Genomic DNA, 17,726 nt, shown 5'->3' with positions numbered 1-17,726 from the left:
GTTCCGCAAGATGGCCGAGCAGATTCCGAAGATCGCCGATCGCGCCAAGCGCGTCCTGGTGCAGCGTCTGTTCCTTGGCAACGCGGTGGAATCCGAGATCGACGGTCAGGGCCGGATCAGCGTGCCGTCGCTGCTGCGCGACATGAAGGCGCTCGGTACCGACGTCGTGCTGGTCGGCGCCTACGATCATTTCGAGCTGTGGTCCTACGCCCAGTGGCAGGCCAACAACAGCGAAGGCCAGATCCACTACGCCGACGCCTTCGCGGCGCTGGCCGTGCCATGAGGCCCCCTCGTGCCGCCTGCATCGCTCGCCCGATCGTCGACAGGGATCACTAGCCGGATGTACTCCCACCGGCCAGTCCTGCTTGATGAAGCCCTGGCCGGACTCGCCATCCGACCAGACGGTATTTATGTGGACGGCACCTTCGGCCGCGGCGGCCACTCCGGCGCGATCCTCGAACGTTTAAGCGATGCCGGCGCGCTGCATGCGCTGGATCGCGATCCCGAAGCTGGCCAGCACGCCTGGAAAGTCTTCACCGGCAAGAGCAACTTCCACTTCCACGCCGCCAACTTTGCCGACCTGGGCCGCGTCGCGCTGGAAGCCGGCATCGCTGGCCACATCGACGGCATCCTGCTCGACCTCGGCGTTTCCAGCCCGCAGTTCGACGATGCCTCGCGTGGTTTCAGCTTCCAGAACGATGGCCCGCTCGACATGCGCATGGATCCCTCGTCGGGCGTATCGGCGGCCGACTGGCTGGCGCGTGCCGATGAGGCCGAGATCGCCGACGTGCTCTACACGCTCGGCGAGGAACGCAACAGCCGGCGGATCGCGAAAAAGATCGTCGAGTCGAGAGTCGCCGCACCGCTTACGACCACCGCGCAGCTCGCCGCGCTGATCGCCAGCGTGCCTGGTCCGCGCTCGTTCAAGATCCATCCGGCCACGCGCGCCTTCCAGGCGCTGCGCATCTACGTCAACGGCGAGTTGTCAGCGCTGGAAACTGTGCTGGCGGCGGCACCGGCACTGCTGGCGCCGGGCGGCCGGCTGGCGGTGATCAGCTTCCACTCGCTGGAAGATCGCATCGTCAAGCGCTTTCTCCGCGATGCCGAGGGCACCGAGCGCGACGTGCTGACCGGCCAGCGCCTGAACAGCGACGGCGCGCCGCAGTTGAAGCGCGTCGAACGCCGCTTCCCGACAGAGGCCGAAACCGATGCCAATCCGCGCGCCCGTTCGGCGGTGCTGCGGGTAGCCGAACGCACGGCCGGAGTCAGCCAGTGAGTGCCACGCCACGCGGCAACAACAAGGGCCGTGCCGGCGGCACGCTGGTGCCGATCACGCTCGGCCTGTTCGTGGTGGTCACCGCGCTCGCCGTCGTCCAGATCAAGAACGAGCATCGCCGGCTGACGGTGAAGGCCGAGGCGCTGCGGGTCGACAACGAAACGCTCGATCTCGAGTGGACCCAGCTTCAGCTTGAAGAAGCCACGCTTGCGCAGCAGGCGAGAGTCGAACCGATCGCTCGCGCGCAGTTCAGCCTGGTCGAGCCTTCGGCCTACCAGATCATCGAGACTCAGAACTACGAAGGCCGGCCCGTTGCACCGGCCGCGGCCGCTATTTCCGACGTTACCGATCCCGCGTCGGCACCGGGTGGCACGCCATGAAGCGGCCGCTGAATCCGGCCCAGCGCTCCTTGCCCGATGCGCCGGGCGGCTGGCGCAGAGTCGCGGTGCTCGGCGTGCTCGGCGTGTTCGCGCTGGCGATCACCGCACGCGCTTTCCAGTTGCAGATTCTCAGCAACGACGCCTACAGCAAGAAGGGCGACAACCAGTACGTGCGCATGCAGCAGATGCGCGCCCATCGCGGCGCCGTGCGCGATCGCAATGGCGAGCCACTGGCCTTGTCGGCGCCAGTGGTATCGATCACCGCCGAGCCGGAAAAACTGCTGGCGGCAACCGGTACTCACGCTGCGCTGGCCAGCCTGCTGCAGGAAAGCCCGGCGGCGCTGGTCACTCGGGTGACCAAGCTGCGCAAGCAGGGGCAGATCTATCTCAAGCATTACCTGACGCCGGAAGAGGGCGCGCAGATCGCGGCGCTGAAGGTGCCGGGCATCGGTATCGAACCGAACTACCGGCGCTTCTATCCGGCCGGTGAAGTGGCGGCCCATGTGGTCGGCTTTCTCGATTTCGAAGGCAATGCCGCCACCGGTGTCGAGCGCAGCGCCGATGAACGTCTGGCCGGCATGCCGGGCAAGCGTCGGGTGATCCGCGACAACAAGAAGCGCATCGTCGAAGACCCCACCGAGCTGACGCCGGCCCAGCCCGGAGACGATGTCGAAGTGACGCTCGATCTGCGCCTGCAGTACCTCGCCTATCGCGAGCTGAAGGCAGCAGTCACCGAGAACCGCGCCAAGGGCGGGCTGATCGTGCTGGTCGATCCCCGCAGCGGCGACATCCTGGCGCTGGCCAGCCAGCCGGGCTTCAACCCGAACCGCTCCGATGTCCGCGATCCGGAAGCGATGCGCAACCGTGCCGTGGCGATGACCTTCGAGCCGGGCTCCACGGTCAAGCCGCTGCTGATCGCCCAGGCGCTGGAGACCGGCGCGATCCGCCCGGATTACACCGTCGACACCGGCAATGGCTTCCTGAAGGTGGCCGATGTCAACGTGCGCGATGTTCATGCCGCCGGCGTCGTCGATCTGGCGACCTTGCTGGCCAAATCCTCGAATGTCGGCGCTGTGCACGTCGGCCAGAAGATGGGCACCGAATCGATCTGGAGCGGCTACACCAAGTTCGGTTTCGGCGACAAGGTGGGCTCCGGCCTGCCTGGCGAAGAACGCACCGTGCTGCGCGACTATCACCGCTGGCGCGCGTCGGACACGGTCACCGCGTCCTACGGCTATTCGTTCACCGCCAACGCGCTGCAGCTGGTGCGCGCCTACTGCGCACTCGCCAACGATGGCCTGATGCCGGCGATCAGCATCTTGAAGCGCGACAGCGCCGTGCCGCCGCAGCGCGTGGTGTCGGCGCATACCGCGCAGCTGGTTCGCGGCCTGCTCGAAGGCGTCATCGTCAAGGGCGGCAGCGGCACCAAGGCCGCGGTACCGGGATATCGTGTGGCTGGCAAGACCGGCACGGTCAAGAAGAACGGCAAGGGCGGCTACATCAAGGGCGCCTATCAGTCGACCTTTGTCGGCATGATGCCGGCCGAGAATCCCAGCCTGGTGGCGCTGGTGATGATCGACGAGCCGGGCAATGGCGATTACTACGGCGGCGCGGTATCGGCGCCCGTGTTTGGCCACGTGATGGCCGGCGCGGCGCGCTTGCTGCAGATCAAGCCGGACGAACTGCCGCCGCAGCCTGAGCCGACGCCGGTAGTGCCGCCGATACCAACGCAGCGAGTCGACATCGGCATGCCGATCGCGAGGGCGCAGCCGTGAACGCTGCACTCGCAACCCGCAGCCTGCGGACGCTGCTCGATGGCTATGCCAGCGATATTCCCGAACTCGCCGTCACCGGTCTGGCGCTCGACAGCCGTCAGCTCCAGCCCGGCGCACTGTTTCTTGCCGTGCAGGGCACAGCCGGACATGGCCTCGCGCACGCCGACGCGGCGCTGAAGCGCGGCGCGGTCGCGATCGCCTGGGAGCCGGCTGCCGGTGTCCCGGCACCAGCGCTGCCGGTGCCGACCATCGCCGTGCCGAATCTTTCCCGCCACGCCGGCGAGATCGCTGCGCGCTGGTATCGACAACCGTCCGCCGCGCTGTTCACCGCCGGCATCACCGGCACCGATGGCAAGACCTCCACCGCGCATCTGATCGCCCAGGCGCTGGATCGCCTCGCGGTACCTTGCGCCTACTTCGGCACGCTTGGCTACGGCCGGCTCGGTCGTCTCGCCGATGCCTCGCACACCACGCCGGACCCGGTGCGTCTGCAGGCCCTGCTCGCCGACAGCCGCGACGCCGACGCCATGGCTTGCGCGATGGAAGTGTCTTCGCATGCGCTCGATCAGGCACGCGTCGGCGGTGTGGCTTTCGATGTCGCCGTGCTGACCAATGTCGGCCGCGATCATCTCGACTATCACGGCACGGTCGAGCATTACGCCGCTGCCAAGCGTCGCCTGTTCGCAGTCGATGGTCTTGCTGCTGCGGTGCTGAATCGCGACGACGCCCACGGCGCTCGCTGGGCCGATGAACTGCTCGCCGCAGGCCGCACGCCGGTCGTCGTCTATGGCCTCGATGGCGCTGCGCCGGCCAGCGGGCAATACCTGATCGGCCGCGCGTTGCGCCTGCATGCCGCCGGCTTGTCGATGCAGATCGACAGCAGCTGGGGCCAGGCGCAACTGGACTGCCGCCTGCTCGGCCGCTTCAACGCCCACAACCTGCTCGCCGCACTCGCCGTGCTGCTTGTGAAAGGCATTGCGCTCGCTGATGCCATCAAAGCGCTGGCCGAATCGCAGACTGTGCCCGGCCGCATCGAAGCCTTCCGCGCCGAGCATGGCCCGCTGGTGGTCGTCGATTACGCGCACACACCGCAGGCGCTCGATGCGGTGCTGCGCGCCGTTCGCGCCCACACCGCCGGCAAGCTGGTTTGCGTGTTCGGCTGCGGCGGCGATCGTGATCGCGGCAAGCGGCCGCTGATGGGTGTGGCAGCCGTCAATGGTGCCGATGTCGCCATCGTCACCGACGACAATCCGCGTTCCGAATCACCAGCCGCGATTGCCGCCGACATCGTCGCCGGCCTGCCGCAAGGCAAAACGGTTCGCGTGATCCACGATCGCGCCGAAGCGATTCGCACCGCGATTGCCGAAGCAGGCAGCGACGATGTCGTGCTGGTTGCCGGCAAGGGCCACGAGGACTATCAGCTGTACGGCGCCGAGCGGCGCTCGTTCTCGGATCGCGCCTTCATTGCCCAGCAGCTCGGTCTGGCGGTGCGCGCATGAGCGAGACCATGGAGCGCTTGAGCGATGTCGCCCGCCGCATCGGCGCCAGCCTGCACGGCACCGATGCCGCGTTCTCTCGCGTGATCACCGATACCCGTCAGCTGCAACCGGGCGATCTGTTCGTCGCCTTGAAGGGCGATCGTTTCGATGGCCATGACTACGTGGCTCGGGCGATGAGCCTCGGCGCGGTCGGCGCGCTGGTGTCGCGGATCGTCGACGGTGGCGGCGCGCAGATTCTGGTCGCCGACACGCTCGATGGCCTGCAGCGCTATTCACAGAGCTGGCGTCAGGATTTCGATATCCCGGTGATCGGCATCACCGGCTCCACCGGCAAGACCACGACCAAGCAGATGGTTGCCGCCGTGGTGGCCGCACGCGGCCCGGTGCTGGCCACGGTCGGCAATCTGAATAATCACATCGGCGTGCCGCTGACCCTGCTGACCCTGCGCGCCGAGCACCGCACGGCGGTGATCGAGATGGGCGCCAGCGGCCCTGGCGAGATCGCGCTGCTGGCCAAGCTGGCGCAGCCGCAGATCGGCATCGTCACCCAGGCGGGCGATGCCCACCTCGAAGGCTTCGGCTCGCGCGAAGGCGTTGCCCATGCCAAGGGCGAACTGTTCGCGGCAATCGCGAGCCAGGCTTCAGGGGGTGTCGCGATCATCAATGCCGACGATCCCTACTCGCCCTTGTGGCGGCAGCTTGCCGGCGATGCTGCGGTGCTGAGCTTCGGCTTGGCCGAGACCGCCGACGTGCGCGCCGAAGATCTGGTCGGCGTGCCCGAGCACGCGCCGGAAGCAACGGCGTTCACCCTGGTCGCGCCGGTCGGGGGTGCCCGTATCGAACTGGCGCTGCCGGGTCTGCACAACGTGCAGAACGCGCTGTCGGCGGCGGCGGTCGGCATCGCGCTGAATCTCGGTATCGAACAGATCGCCAAGGGTCTCGCGAACGTCGAGCCGGTGGCCGGACGTCTGAACTGGAAGACCACGCGCGAAGGCGCGCGAGTGTTGGACGACAGCTACAACGCCAATCCCACGTCCTTGCGCGCCGCGCTGGATCTGCTCGCCAGCCTCCCGGGCCAGCGCTGGCTGGTGCTCGGCGAGATGCGCGAACTGGGGCCGGACGCCGCCAGCATTCATGAGGACGCCGGCCGCGCCGCGCGTTCGCTGGGTATCGATCGTCTGTACACGCTCGGCGAGATGGCCAGCCATGCCGCCGATGGCTACGGCGATACCGCGGACAGCTACGAGGAGCTCGACGATCTCGTCGCAGCACTCAAGGATCAAATTGCAGAGGGTGTGACGGTGCTGGTCAAGGGTTCGCGCGGCGCGCGCATGGAACGAGTGGTGGCTGCGCTGACCAACACCGCGGCAGAGGCGGCGCACTGATGCTTTACGCGCTCTTCCATCATCTGGAGCACTACGTCAGCGGCTTCAACCTGTTCGGTTATCTGACCTTCCGCGCCATCCTCGGCGTGCTGACGGCGCTGCTGTTCTGCTTCGTCACCGGTCCGGCGATCATCCGCCGTCTGCAGGTGCTGAAGTTCGGCCAGGTGATCCGCACCGATGGCCCGCAATCGCATCTGAAGAAGACCGGCACGCCGACCATGGGCGGCTCGATGATCATTGCCGGCATCGCCATCGCGACGCTGCTGTGGGCCGATCTGAGCAATCGCTTCATCTGGTTCGCGCTGATCGTCACGCTGGCCTTCGGCGCCGTCGGTTTCGCCGACGACTACCTGAAGATCACCCGCAAGAACACCAAGGGCCTGGTCGCGCGGAAGAAGTATTTCTGGCTGTCGCTGGCCGGCTTCGGCACCGCGGTGGCGATCTACCTGACGGCGAAGACGCCGATCGAAACCAGCCTGATCGTGCCCTTCGTCAAGGACGTCACCATCCCGCTCGGTCTGTTCTTCATTCCCTGGACCTATCTGGTCATCGTCGGCTCCTCGAACGCGGTGAACCTGACCGATGGCCTCGATGGTCTGGCGATCATGCCGACCGTGCTGGTCGCCTCGGCGCTGGCGGTGTTCGCGTACTCCACCGGCAACGTCAAGATCGCGGCCTACCTCGGCATTCCGTACATCCAGGGCGTCGGCGAACTGGCGGTGTTCTGCACCGCAATCGCCGGTGCGGGCCTCGGCTTCCTGTGGTTCAACGCCTACCCGGCCGAAGTGTTCATGGGCGATGTCGGCGCGCTGGCGCTCGGTGCCGCGCTCGGCGTGGTCGCGGTGCTGGTGCGTCAGGAAATCGTGCTGGCGATCATGGGCGGCGTGTTCGTCGCCGAGACCCTGTCGGTCGCGATCCAGGTGCTGTACTTCAAGTACTCCGGCGGCAAGCGCATCTTCCGGATGGCACCGCTGCACCACCACTTCGAGCTGAAGGGCTGGCCCGAGCCGAAGATCATCGTCCGCTTCTGGATCATCACGCTGATTCTCGTGCTGATCGGCCTGTCGACTCTGAAGGTGCGCTGATGACACGGTTCCGCGAAGCGTGGGTGAGGGAATCAGCGCAACGCGCCGACTGCACGACCGTGGCCGGCGATTCGACGTTTCCGGAGGCGCGCTGATGGGTCTGTACGCCAATCAGTCCATCCTGGTCGTCGGCCTCGGCAAGAGCGGCAGCTCGACGGTGCGCTATCTGGCGCGCGAAGGCGCGACCTTGGCGCTCACCGATTCGCGGGCAACGCCTGCTGGCGTCGACGAACTGCTGAAACTGGTACCGGGCGCAGTGCTGAAGCTGGGTGCCTTCGCCGCGCCCGAGCCGCTGTCGCAGTTCGCATTCGCGGTGGTCTCGCCCGGCGTGCCGCTCGATGATCCGTTCATCGCGCTGCTGCGTGCCGCCAAGATCGAACTGATCGGCGACATCGAACTGTTCGCCCGCGCGGTCGGCGATACGCCGGTGATCGGCATCACCGGCTCGAACGGCAAGAGCACGGTCACCGAACTGGTCGGCGCGATGGCGCGCGAAGCCGGCGTCAATGTCGGTGTCGGCGGCAATCTCGGCACGCCGGCGCTGGATCTGCTCGATGACACAAGGCAGCTCTACGTGCTCGAACTGTCGAGCTTCCAGCTGGAAACCACCGAGCGGCTTTCGCTGGCCGCAGCGACGGTGCTGAACATCTCGCCGGATCATCTCGATCGTCACGGCTCGATCGAGCGCTACACGGCGGCGAAGGCGCGCATCTACGCGCATGCGCAGACCGCGATCGTCAATCGCGATGACCGCTCCACGCACACCGGCGCGCATACCGCGCGGCGGGTCGTTAGCTTCGGTCCGGATGCACCGGGCAAGGGCCATTACGGCCTGATCCAGCATGACGGCGAGCCCTGGGCCGCGCGTGGCGACACGCCGCTGTTCCCGCTCGCCAGCCTGAAGATCGAAGGCCAGCACAACGCCGTCAATGCGCTCGCCGCGTTCGCGCTCGCCGAAGCGGCAGGCCTGAACGAAGTCGGCATCTTCTCGGCACTGTTCAGCTTTCCCGGGCTGGCCCATCGCTGCGAATGGGTCGCCGATCTCGATGGCGTGTCCTGGATCAATGATTCCAAGGGCACCAATGTCGGCGCCACCCTGGCGGCGCTGCAGGGTCTGCAGGGGCCGCTGGTCTGGATCGCCGGCGGACAGGGCAAGGGCCAGGATTTCTCCGCGCTGCGCGCGCCGCTGGCCGAGAAGGCGCGAGCCGCGATCCTGTTCGGACAGGATGCCGCTGCGATTCAGAAGGACCTCGGCGGCAGGATCGAGGTGAAGCGGGTCGATGACCTTGCGGCTGCGGTCGCCGAAGCGCGGACCATTGCCCGTCATGGCGATCGCGTGCTGCTGTCGCCGGCCTGCGCCAGCCTCGATCAGTTCAAGAACTACGAAGAACGCGGCAGCCGTTTCCGAGAACTGGTGCGGGGACTGGCAGCATGAGCGCCACCCAGCAGGGCAATCTCCCGTTCCGCATTTCGCCGGCCCGCTACGGCCTCGATACCGGTCTGTGCCTGGCGGTGACGATCCTGATCTCCTGGGGTCTGGTGATGGTCGCTTCGGCCTCGGTTGCGGTGTCCGAGCGCATGGCAGATGCGTCGACCATGTACTACTTCCAGCGCCAGCTGATGTTCGTCGCCATGGGCATCAGCGCCGGTGCGCTGACCTTCGTGGTGCCGATGAAATCCTGGGAACAGATCGGGCCGCTGCTGCTGGCGCTGGCGCTGTTTCTATTGGTGCTGGTGCTGGTGCCGGGCATCGGCATCGTTCGCAACGGTGCGCGCCGCTGGATCTCGATCGGCCCGTTCCTGCTGCAGGTTTCCGAGCCGGCGCGGCTGGCGGTGATCGTCTATCTGGCCGGCTACATCGTTCGCCGCCAGGTGCCGCTGCGCTCGACGACGATGGGCCTGATCGCGCCATTCATTCCGCTGGCCATCGTTGGCGGCCTGCTGATCCTCGAGCGTGATTTCGGCGCCACCGCGATCCTGATGGCGGTAGCGCTGCTGATGCTGTTCATCGGCGGCGCGCGAATGCGCGACATGCTGCTGATCGGCGGCGGCGTGGCCGGCGTGCTGGCGATGCTGGCGGTTGCTGCGCCGTATCGCGTGCGCCGCCTGCTGAGCTTCGCCAACCCGGACATGGGCGCGCGCGACGAGAACTTCCAGCTGGCCCAGTCGCTGATCGCGGTGGGCCGCGGCGAGTGGTTCGGCGTCGGCCTCGGCAACAGTCTGCAGAAGCTGCTGTATCTGCCCGAGATGCATACCGATTTCATCTTCGCGATCCTCGCCGAGGAGTTCGGCCTGTTCGGCGTGCTGGTGCTGATGGGCCTGTTCGCGACCGTGGTCTGGCGCGGCTTCGTCATCGGCCAGACGGCGGAACGGCTCAACAACCGCTTCAGCGCCTATCTCTGCTACGGCCTGTCCGGCTGGTTCGGCCTGCAGACCCTGATCAACCTCGGCGTCAACATGGGCGCCCTGCCGACCAAGGGCCTGACCCTGCCGTTCATGAGCTACGGCGGTTCGAGCCTGATCACCGTCTGCGTGATGGTCGCGCTGGTGCTTCGCGTCGATTACGAGAACCGCTTTCTGCAGGCCGGGCATCCGGGACTGGGCCGCAACAACGGCAAGGTCGAGCCGACTCATCTGCGCCGCAACAGCAGCGGCACCGCGCGCCGCGATCAGGATGGCAAGGGATTGTTCGCGTTCTTCCGCCGGAGAACGGGCTCATGAAAATCATGATCTGCGCAGGCGGAACCGGCGGTCACGTCTATCCCGCTCTCGCCGTCGCCAAGGTGTTGATGCATCGCGGCCATGAAGTGGTGTGGATGGGCACGCCGGACAGCTTCGAAGCGCGCGTGGTCCCGCAGCACGGCATCGTGATGGAACTGGTGCGGGTCAAGGGTCTGCGCGGCAAGGGCGTGATCAAGCTGCTGACCGCGCCGCTGACCCTGGCGCGGGCGATGCTCGATGCCATCAAGGTGCTGCGCCGAGTGCGGCCGAACATGGTGCTCGGCATGGGCGGCTTCGCCGCCGGTCCGGGCGGACTCGCGGCCTGGCTTTCGCGTAAGCCGCTGGTGATCCACGAGCAGAACGCCGCGCCGGGCCTGACCAATCGCCTGCTGGCGCGGATCGCGTCGAAGGTGTTGCAGGCGTTCCCGGGTACTTTCGAGAAGCTCGGTTTCAAGGACGCGATCACGGTCGGCAATCCGGTTCGGAACGGATTTGTCGAACTGGCGTCACCCGACGTTCGATTGACTGCGCACGATGTGGTGCCGCGCCTGCTGGTGCTCGGCGGCAGTCAGGGCGCGCGGGCGCTGAACGAACTGGTGCCGGCCGCACTCGCGCTGCTGCCGGAAGGGCCGCGTCCGCAGGTCCGCCATCAGGCCGGCCGGACGCTGGACATCGCCAAGGCGGCTTACGCCAAGGCCGGTGTCGATGGTGACGTCACCGCGTTCATCGACGACATGCCGGCCGCCTACGACTGGGCCGATCTGGTGATCTGCCGCTCCGGCGCTTCGACGATCGCCGAACTCGCCGCCGCCGGCAGCGCCGCGCTGCTGGTGCCGTTTCCGCATGCGGTCGACGATCACCAGACCCGCAACGGCGAATATCTGGTGCACGCCGGCGCTGCGCAGATGATCGCGGAAGCCGAGCTCTGCCCGCTGCATCTGGCTGAAACGCTGCATGCGCTGCTTGGCGATCGCGTTCGTCTGGTCGCGATGGCGACGGCAGCGCGCACCGCTGCCTGGGGCGCTGCCGACGAGCGCATTGCTGACCTCTGCCTTGAAGTCGGAGGCGCGAAGTGACGACGCTCGGAACCCAGCCGATGCGCCGCATCCGTCGCATCCATCTGCTCGGCATCGGCGGCTCCGGCATGGCCGGCATCGCCGAAGTGCTGCTCAATCTCGGCTATCAGGTTTCCGGTTCGGACCTGAAGGAAAGTGCCGCGACCAGGCGTCTGATCTCGTTCGGCGCGGTGATCGCTTACGGCCACGACGCGGCGAGAGTCGACACCGTCGACGTCGTGGTGATCTCGACGGCGATCAAGGCCGACAATCCGGAACTGGTTGCCGCCCGCGCCGCGCGCATTCCGGTGGTTCGCCGCGCCGAAATGCTCGCCGAGCTGATGCGCTTCCGCTACGGCATCGCCGTCGCCGGTACCCATGGCAAGACCACGACTACCAGTCTGGTCGCCAGCGTGCTCGCCGAAGGCGGCCTCGATCCGACCTATGTGATCGGCGGCAAGCTGAAGAGTGCCGGCACCAATGCCAAGCTCGGCGGCGGCACCTATCTGGTCGCCGAAGCCGACGAGAGTGATGCCAGCTTCCTGCATCTGACGCCGATGATCGCGATCGTCACCAACATCGACGCCGATCATCTGGAAACCTACGGCGGCGACTTCCGCCGTCTGCGCGCCACCTTCATCGAATTCCTGCAGCGCCTGCCGTTCTACGGCCTTGCCGTGCTCTGTGCCGACGACGCCGAAGTGCGCGACATCATCGAAGAGATCGGCCGTCCGGTACTGACCTACGGCATTGACGAACCCGCCGATCTGCGTGCCGCCAACATCCGCTTCGAAGCCAGCGGTGCCCACTTCGATGTGGTGCTCGCCGATGGTTCGATCGAGCCGATGCACCTGAATCTGCCCGGCCGCCACAATGTGCTGAACGCGCTCGCCGCGATCGCCGTGGCGCGCGAACTGGGTGTCAGTTTCGATGCGATGCGCAAGGCCTTGTCCGAATTCGAAGGCGTCGGCCGCCGCTGCGAATCGCATGGCGACTGGACGGTCGGCGACGCCACCGTGCGCCTGGTCGACGACTACGGTCATCATCCGCGCGAACTGAAAGTGACCTTCGACGCGATCCGCGGCGCCTATCCCGGCCGCCGTCTGGTCGTCGCCTTCCAGCCACATCGCTACAGCCGCACGCGCGATCTGTTCGACGATTTCTGCGCCGTGCTGACCGAGACCGATGCCCTGCTGCTGACCGAGGTCTACGCCGCTGGCGAAGCACCGCTGCCGGACGCCGATGGCCGGGCGTTGGCGCGTGGCATCCGTGCGCGCGGCAAGGTCGAGCCGGTGTTCGTGCGCACCGTTGCCGAAGCGCCGGATGCATTGGCTTCGATGCTTCACGACGGCGATGTGCTGCTGACGGTGGGCGCTGGTGATATCGGCGGCCTGGCCGGCTTGCTGACGCAGCAGTGGGCGGGAGCAGCGTCGTGATGAGCGAACCAATGAACCTCTCGATTCGCGGCCTGCTGCATGCCGGCGAGCCGCTGTCGCGGCACACCAGCTGGCGAGTCGGCGGGCCGGCGGATCGTTATTTCGAGCCGGCCGATCGTGCCGATCTCGTCGCATTCGTTCGTGCGCTGCCGGCGAGCGAGCCGGTGCTGTGGCTGGGCCTCGGCTCGAACCTGCTGGTGCGTGATGGCGGCTTCCGCGGCACGGTGATCGCGCTGCATGGCGCGCTCGACGAACTGGTGCGTGACGAAGCCGGACAGGTCTATGCCGAAGCCGGCGTGCACTGCGCGCGGCTGGCGAAGTTCGCCGAGCGCCAGCAGCTCGCCGGGCTCGGCTACATGGCCGGCATTCCGGGCACGGTTGGCGGCGCACTGGCGATGAACGCCGGTGCCTGGGGGGGCGAGACCTGGCCGACGGTCGCCGAAGTCGACGTGCTGATGCGCGACGGCAGCATCGTTTCTCTGCCACCGTCGGCCTTCGAAATCGGCTATCGCAGCGTGGTGCCGCCGGCCGATTTCCTCGGCTTCCTGGCTGCGCGTTTCAAGGTGACCGCCGACGCCGATGGCCGCTACGCCGCGGCAACCCGCGACTCGCTGGCCCAGCGCAAGGCGACGCAGCCAGTCGGCAAGCCGAGCGCCGGCAGCACCTTCCGCAATCCGCCCGGCGATCACGCCGCGCGGCTGATCGAAAGCTGCGGCCTGAAGAACCATCGCATTGGCGGCGCGCATGTCTCGCAGCAGCACGCCAATTTCATCCTGACCGAGGAAGGCGCCTGCGCCGCCGACGTCGAAGCCTTGATTGAGCACGTCCGCACCACCGTGAAGCTGAAAACCGGCATCGAGCTGCATCCCGAAGTTCGCGTCGTCGGGGAGAACGTCGATGCGTAAGCGCGTTTCGGATCCTCAAGCATTTGGAAAAGTCGCCGTCTTGATGGGCGGCTGGTCCGCCGAACGCCAGGTTTCGCTGTGGTCCGGCGAAGGCGTGCTTGCGGCCTTGAAGCGCCGGGGCATCGATGCGATCGGCGTCGATGCCGATCGTGAAGCGCTGCTGACCCTGCCGAAGCTTGGCGTCGATCGCGCCTTCAGCGTGCTGCACGGCACCGGCGGCGAAGACGGCACGGTGCAGGCGGTGCTCGATCTGCACGGCATTCCGTATCCGGGCTCCGGCGTGCTGGCTTCGGCGCTGGCGATGGACAAGCTGCGCACCAAGCGGATCTGGAAGGCCGAGCGTCTGCCGACGCCGGACTGGCGGATTCTCGGCAGCGTCGCCGATGCCCATGCCGCGGCCGAGCGCTTCGGCTATCCGTTCATCATCAAGCCGGCGGCCGATGGTTCGTCGGTCGGCGTGTCGAAGGTCAAGGAAAAGGGGCAGGTCGAGGCCGCTTATGTTGATGCACTCGGCGACGGCCGTGTGGTGATGGCCGAAGCGTTCATCGCTGGCGGCGAATACACCTGCGCGATGCTCGATGGCGAACCGCTGCCGGTGATCCGCATCGAGCCGGCCGGCGAATTCTACGACTACCACTCGAAGTACATCTCCGACGACACCCGCTACATCTGCCCGACCGATCTGGTGCCGACGCACGAGCAGGAGCTGCAGGCGATCTGCGCCCAGGCATTCGAAGCAATCGGCGGCCGCGGCTGGGGTCGGGTCGACTTCATGATGGACGCCAACGGCGCGCCCTGGCTGCTCGAAGTGAACACCTTGCCGGGCATGACTTCGCACAGTCTGGTGCCGATGGCCGCCCGCGCCGTCGGCATGGATTACGACGCCCTGTGCTGGGCCATTCTCGAAACCACCTTGCCTGATGGAGGCGCTGCCTGATGAGCGCGACCAGCCTGCGTTCGCCGTCGATCGCAACCCCAAGCCTGCCGCGCCCGGTGATCGGCGTGCTGGCAACGGCCGCCACCGTGGCGCTGCTGATGCTGCTGTGGACGATGATCGCGCCGCTGGTCAACCGACCGGTGTCGGCGCTGCGGGTGGATGGCCAGCTGAATCGGCTGAGCCCGGTCGATATCGCCATCGCAGTGGATGCAGGGCTCAACCTGCGCCTGTTCGATGCCGATCTCGAAACCCTGCGCGAGCACGTCGAAGCGCTGCCCTGGGTCGCTTCGGCGCGGGTCAGCCGGGTGTGGCCGGATGTGCTGGCGGTGAAGGTGGTCGAGCGTGTGCCGTACGCACGCTGGGGCGAGGGCCGGATGATCGACAGCAACAGTCAGATCTTCGCGCCGAGCGCCGACGAGATTTCCCAGAGCCTGCCGCTGCTGTCGGCACCGCCCGGCCATGAGGCCGAGGCCGCCGCCGTCTTCGACGACCTGCGCCTGCGTCTGTCCGGCAGCGCCTTTGCGCCGAGCGGGCTGGCGCTGGATGCGCGCGGCGAATGGCGGATGAGCAATGCCGCCGGCGTCGAACTGCGCCTGGGTCAGGGCGATCCACGCGAACGGTTGCCGCTGATTCTCGGCGCAGTCAGCACGACCTTGGGCCATCAGCTGGAGAAGGTCGCCTACATCGACCTTCGTTATTCAAATGGATTTTCGGTGGGCTGGAAGGATGGCATCGCGCCACCAACTGGCGGCCGTGCACCCACCGTGAGCAGGAAGCCATGAACAAGAACAGAAAGCCGGAGTATCTCGTCAGCCTCGATGTCGGCACCTCCAAGGTCGCCGCGATGATCGGTGAAGTGGGCGCCAACGGCGTGGTCCAGGTGGTCGGCCTCGGCGTGGCGCCGACGCGCGGCCTGAAGAAGGGCGTGGTGATCAATATCGACAACACCGTCGATTCGATCCGTCGTGCCGTCGAAGCCGCCGAACTGATGGCCAACTGCCGCGTCCGTGCGGCGCACGTCGGCATCACCGGCACTCACATCCGCAGCCTGAATTCGGTCGGCGTGGTGCCGATCCGTCACCGCGAAATCACCGCGCGCGATGTCGACGCGGTGATCGAGGCGGCGAGCGCGATGGCGATTCCGGCCGATCAGCAGATTCTTCACGTGGTGCCGCAGGAATACGTGGTCGACGGCCAGGAAGGCATCCAGGATCCGATCGGCATGAGCGGCGTGCGTCTGGAAGCCAAGGTGCACATGGTCACCGGCACCTTGTCCGCTGCGCAGAACCTCTATAAGTGCGTCGAGCGCTGCGGTCTGACCGTCGAGCGTCTGGTGCTGCAGCATCTGGCGTCGGCCGATGCCGTGCTATCGGCGGACGAGCGTGACCTCGGCATCTGCCTGGTCGACATCGGCGGCGGTACTTGCGACATCGCCGTGTTCAAGGGTGGTTCGATCCGCCACACTGCGGTGATCCCGATCGCTGGCGACCTGGTCACCAACGATATTGCGGTGGCCTTCCGCACGCCGGCCCAGCATGCCGAAGCGATCAAGCTGAAGTACGGCTGCGCGCTGCCCGAACTGGTGGCGCACGACGCGCCGATCGACGTGCCTGGCGTCGGCGAATCGCCGACTCGGCACCTGTCTCGGCAGATGCTCGCCGAGGTGATGCGGCCGCGCTTCGAGGAACTGTTCCGCTACGTACGCAAGGAACTGCACCGCGCCGACGTCTACGAACTGATCGCCGGCGGCGTGGTGCTCACCGGCGGCGTTGCACAGACGCCCGGAATTCTCGAACTGGCCGAGGAAGTGCTGGAAGTCGGCGTGCGTCTCGGCCTGCCGCAGGATGTGGCCGGCATCGAGGAAGTTTCGCGTTCGCCGGCCTACTCGACCGGCGTTGGCCTGCTGCTGTTCGCGCGTCAGCAACGCCCGATCGGCAGCAGCAGCGGCATGCGCCGTCTCGGCGGCAGCGATGCCGGCCAGCTGATCAGCCGCATGAAGGGCTGGTTCAAGGGAAATCTCTGAATGGATTCGAGCCGGATTGCCCGCGCAATCCGGCCTGAGTTGTGCAAAGGCAACTGCGCGAAAACGAGCAAAAGATGGGCGGCAGATGGACAGAAGTCGAGCAGAAATTGGGCAGTAAATAAGCAGTTGACGGGCGGCAGCAGAAACAAGGCTTCATACGCTGTTCCAGCGTGGCAACATTGACGAATGACGGAGAAAAACATGGGCGGAAGCAAGCAATCCAACGAGCTGTACGAACTGGTCGACGGCGTCACGCCGCGCGCGGTCATCCGCGTTATCGGTGTCGGCGGCGGCGGCTGCAACACGGTCAACCAGATGGCAGCGGCGAACATCGACGGCGTCGAGTTCATCGTCGCCAACACTGATCGGGATCATCTCGAGAAGTGCCGGCCGACGCTGCAGCTGCAGATCGGCGCGGAAGTGACGCGCGGTCTCGGCGCCGGCTCCAATCCGAAGGTCGGCCGCGAGGCTGCCGAGGAAGATCGCGATCGCATTCGCGAAATGCTGGAAGGCACCGATCTGCTGTTCATCACCGCCGGCATGGGTGGTGGTACCGGCACCGGCGCGGCACCGGTGATCGCCGAGATCGCCCGCGAACTCGGCATCCTGACCGTGGCCGTGGTCACCAAGCCGTTCCCGCATGAAGGCAAGAAGCGCATGGCGATCGCCAGCGAAGGCATCCGCGAGCTGCAGCAGCATGTCGACTCGCTGATCCTGATCCCGAACGAGAAGCTGCGACTGGTGCTCGGCGGCGCGATCACGCTGCTGTCCGGCTTCAAGGCCGCGAACGACGTGCTGCAGAACGCGGTGCAGGGCATTTCCGACCTGATCACGCGGCCGGGCATGATGAACGTCGACTTCGCCGACGTGAAGACGGTCATGACCAACCGCGGCATGGCGATGATGGGTCTTGGCGCCGCCACCGGCGACGATCGCGCGAAGAAGGCCGTTGAAGCCGCGCTGTCCAGCCCGCTGCTCGACGACCTCGAGCTGACCGGAGCGCGCGGCATCCTCGTCAACATCACCAGCGACGACAGCCTCACGCTCGACGAGCTGGAGCTGATCAACGAGCGCATCAACGAGATCGCCTCGCCGGACGTCGACATGAAGTGCGGCACCTCGTTCGACCCGACGCTCGGCGGCGAGCTGCGCGTGACCGTGGTTGCGACCGGCCTCGAAGGCTCGCGCGTGGCCAAGGCCGTGCAGCCGGAAGTGGCGCCGCGCCTGCATGGCGTCGCACCGCGTCCGG

16 protein-coding genes are annotated in these 17,726 nt (G+C 66.7%); all 16 read left to right on the top strand.

Annotated features, from left to right (window positions below):
• A partial coding sequence (locus tag QZY06_RS20460; protein ID WP_295687692.1) for a hypothetical protein occupies positions 1-283 on the top strand: 283 nt, incomplete at its 5' end.
• 57 nt (positions 284-340) lie between these two features.
• A complete protein-coding gene (gene rsmH / locus QZY06_RS20455; protein WP_295687690.1) occupies positions 341-1,276 on the top strand; it encodes a 16S rRNA (cytosine(1402)-N(4))-methyltransferase RsmH in 936 nt (311 codons plus the stop codon).
• Positions 1,273-1,656: a cell division protein FtsL gene (ftsL, locus tag QZY06_RS20450; RefSeq protein WP_295687688.1), complete on the top strand. Its 384-nt coding sequence runs from the start codon at positions 1,273-1,275 to the stop codon at positions 1,654-1,656. Before rsmH ends, ftsL begins: the two co-directional genes overlap by 4 nt.
• Positions 1,653-3,431: a penicillin-binding protein 2 gene (locus QZY06_RS20445; protein WP_295687685.1), complete on the top strand. Its 1,779-nt coding sequence runs from the start codon at positions 1,653-1,655 to the stop codon at positions 3,429-3,431. The genes ftsL and QZY06_RS20445 overlap by 4 nt, the downstream gene beginning before the upstream one ends.
• A complete protein-coding gene (locus tag QZY06_RS20440) occupies positions 3,428-4,930 on the top strand; it encodes a UDP-N-acetylmuramoyl-L-alanyl-D-glutamate--2,6-diaminopimelate ligase (RefSeq protein ID WP_295687682.1) in 1,503 nt (500 codons plus the stop codon). Before QZY06_RS20445 ends, QZY06_RS20440 begins: the two co-directional genes overlap by 4 nt.
• A complete protein-coding gene (murF, locus tag QZY06_RS20435; RefSeq protein WP_295687679.1) occupies positions 4,927-6,315 on the top strand; it encodes a UDP-N-acetylmuramoyl-tripeptide--D-alanyl-D-alanine ligase in 1,389 nt (462 codons plus the stop codon). Before QZY06_RS20440 ends, murF begins: the two co-directional genes overlap by 4 nt.
• Entirely contained in the window at positions 6,315-7,400 is a 1,086-nt protein-coding gene (gene mraY / locus QZY06_RS20430; protein ID WP_022976186.1) for a phospho-N-acetylmuramoyl-pentapeptide-transferase, read from the top strand. Before murF ends, mraY begins: the two co-directional genes overlap by 1 nt.
• A gap of 94 nt (positions 7,401-7,494) precedes the next feature.
• The gene (gene murD / locus QZY06_RS20425; RefSeq protein ID WP_295687677.1) at positions 7,495-8,835 is read left to right on the top strand and encodes a UDP-N-acetylmuramoyl-L-alanine--D-glutamate ligase; all 1,341 of its coding nucleotides are present in this window, start codon (positions 7,495-7,497) and stop codon (positions 8,833-8,835) included.
• Positions 8,832-10,121 (top strand): putative lipid II flippase FtsW, encoded by a 1,290-nt coding sequence (gene ftsW / locus QZY06_RS20420; RefSeq protein ID WP_295687675.1) that lies wholly within the window; start codon positions 8,832-8,834, stop codon positions 10,119-10,121. The genes murD and ftsW overlap by 4 nt, the downstream gene beginning before the upstream one ends.
• Positions 10,118-11,197 carry an undecaprenyldiphospho-muramoylpentapeptide beta-N-acetylglucosaminyltransferase gene (gene murG / locus QZY06_RS20415; protein ID WP_295687674.1) on the top strand — a complete coding sequence of 360 codons (1,080 nt, stop codon included), beginning with the start codon at positions 10,118-10,120 and terminating at the stop codon, positions 11,195-11,197. The genes ftsW and murG overlap by 4 nt, the downstream gene beginning before the upstream one ends.
• Before the next feature lie 20 nt (positions 11,198-11,217).
• Positions 11,218-12,612, top strand: a complete 1,395-nt coding sequence (gene murC / locus QZY06_RS20410; RefSeq protein ID WP_295687672.1) for a UDP-N-acetylmuramate--L-alanine ligase — start codon at positions 11,218-11,220, stop codon at positions 12,610-12,612.
• An 11-nt stretch (positions 12,613-12,623) separates the two neighbouring features.
• Positions 12,624-13,517, top strand: a complete 894-nt coding sequence (murB, locus tag QZY06_RS20405) for a UDP-N-acetylmuramate dehydrogenase (RefSeq protein ID WP_295687670.1) — start codon at positions 12,624-12,626, stop codon at positions 13,515-13,517.
• Positions 13,510-14,454 (top strand): D-alanine--D-alanine ligase, encoded by a 945-nt coding sequence (locus tag QZY06_RS20400; protein WP_295687668.1) that lies wholly within the window; start codon positions 13,510-13,512, stop codon positions 14,452-14,454. The genes murB and QZY06_RS20400 overlap by 8 nt, the downstream gene beginning before the upstream one ends.
• Positions 14,454-15,236, top strand: coding sequence for a cell division protein FtsQ/DivIB (locus QZY06_RS20395; RefSeq protein ID WP_295687665.1), 783 nt, complete (start codon positions 14,454-14,456; stop codon positions 15,234-15,236). Before QZY06_RS20400 ends, QZY06_RS20395 begins: the two co-directional genes overlap by 1 nt.
• The gene (gene ftsA / locus QZY06_RS20390; RefSeq protein WP_295687663.1) at positions 15,233-16,477 is read left to right on the top strand and encodes a cell division protein FtsA; all 1,245 of its coding nucleotides are present in this window, start codon (positions 15,233-15,235) and stop codon (positions 16,475-16,477) included. Before QZY06_RS20395 ends, ftsA begins: the two co-directional genes overlap by 4 nt.
• 201 nt (positions 16,478-16,678) lie before the next feature.
• Positions 16,679-17,726, top strand: a 1,048-nt coding sequence (gene ftsZ, locus QZY06_RS20385; protein WP_295687660.1) for a cell division protein FtsZ, incomplete at its 3' end; no start/stop codon positions are given.

This window comes from uncultured Nevskia sp., from assembly GCF_903885465.1.
Classification (GTDB): Bacteria; Pseudomonadota; Gammaproteobacteria; order Nevskiales; family Nevskiaceae; genus Nevskia.
Note: the sequence above shows the minus strand (reverse complement) of the source record. Positions and strands in the feature narration are given on the sequence as shown.

Coding starts and splice junctions, on each gene's coding strand:
- ftsW (WP_295687675.1), top strand. CDS start 8,832: ATGAGCGCCACCCAGCAGGGCAATCTCCCGTTCCGCATTTCGCCGGCC.
- rsmH (WP_295687690.1), top strand. CDS start 341: ATGTACTCCCACCGGCCAGTCCTGCTTGATGAAGCCCTGGCCGGACTC.
- murG (WP_295687674.1), top strand. CDS start 10,118: ATGAAAATCATGATCTGCGCAGGCGGAACCGGCGGTCACGTCTATCCC.
- murB (WP_295687670.1), top strand. CDS start 12,624: ATGAACCTCTCGATTCGCGGCCTGCTGCATGCCGGCGAGCCGCTGTCG.
- QZY06_RS20445 (WP_295687685.1), top strand. CDS start 1,653: ATGAAGCGGCCGCTGAATCCGGCCCAGCGCTCCTTGCCCGATGCGCCG.
- mraY (WP_022976186.1), top strand. CDS start 6,315: ATGCTTTACGCGCTCTTCCATCATCTGGAGCACTACGTCAGCGGCTTC.
- murC (WP_295687672.1), top strand. CDS start 11,218: ATGCGCCGCATCCGTCGCATCCATCTGCTCGGCATCGGCGGCTCCGGC.
- ftsA (WP_295687663.1), top strand. CDS start 15,233: ATGAACAAGAACAGAAAGCCGGAGTATCTCGTCAGCCTCGATGTCGGC.
- murD (WP_295687677.1), top strand. CDS start 7,495: ATGGGTCTGTACGCCAATCAGTCCATCCTGGTCGTCGGCCTCGGCAAG.
- QZY06_RS20395 (WP_295687665.1), top strand. CDS start 14,454: ATGAGCGCGACCAGCCTGCGTTCGCCGTCGATCGCAACCCCAAGCCTG.
- QZY06_RS20400 (WP_295687668.1), top strand. CDS start 13,510: ATGCGTAAGCGCGTTTCGGATCCTCAAGCATTTGGAAAAGTCGCCGTC.
- murF (WP_295687679.1), top strand. CDS start 4,927: ATGAGCGAGACCATGGAGCGCTTGAGCGATGTCGCCCGCCGCATCGGC.